Origin of the sequence: Mesorhizobium sp. M1E.F.Ca.ET.063.01.1.1 (genome assembly GCF_003998155.1) — a bacterium.
In the GTDB taxonomy this organism is placed as follows: domain Bacteria; phylum Pseudomonadota; class Alphaproteobacteria; order Rhizobiales; family Rhizobiaceae; genus Mesorhizobium.
The window spans coordinates 1-513 of sequence record NZ_RZSC01001525.1; the positions used below are offsets into that span (position 1 = coordinate 1).

At 51.9% G+C, this 513-nt stretch carries 2 pseudogenes; both read right to left on the minus strand.

The features are described 5' to 3' along the window. A pseudogene (locus EOA29_RS39585) lies at positions 1-333 on the minus strand (plasmid partitioning protein RepB); the annotation flags it as partial. Continuing rightward, positions 330-513 (minus strand): annotated as a pseudogene (locus EOA29_RS39590) (plasmid partitioning protein RepA); the annotation flags it as partial. The pseudogenes EOA29_RS39585 and EOA29_RS39590, both read right to left, overlap by 4 nt.

Sequence of the window (513 nt, forward strand, 5' to 3'; positions counted from 1 at the left end):
GCCTTGTACTGGCCGAACCAATCCAGGCACAATTTGACCGCGCTCCCGCATGGATTCTGTGATTTCAGCAATGGCGGAAATCTCGTAGGCGTCATCATAACGATCGGTGATAGATGACGCCCTTATTTTGTCGGGATCGAGTTCAATGATTTGCTCGCCTGACTTCAGTAACTTGTCAGCGATATCGCTTCGTTCTTGCATTTGGCGAACACCAGCCGCCACCTTCATCAGGTGCGGCGATGACGTGCGACGGCTGAGATTCTCCTTCGAATTCTCCTCCCCGAGTTGCCCCAAAACAGCAGCAAACATGCCCTTAGAGTCTTTACGGCTCACTGTTCACGCCTCCATGCCATTGTGATGAGGCTTTCTATTTCCGCGTTCGCGGCATTGATGGATTCGATTGCACGATCATAAGTTTTAGGTGCGGAGAACCTTGATCGTTGCACCTCATAGAGGCTCTGCTTCCAAGTAAGAGCGTCCGCGACCGCAGTGGATTTGGAGACGGAATTGAGC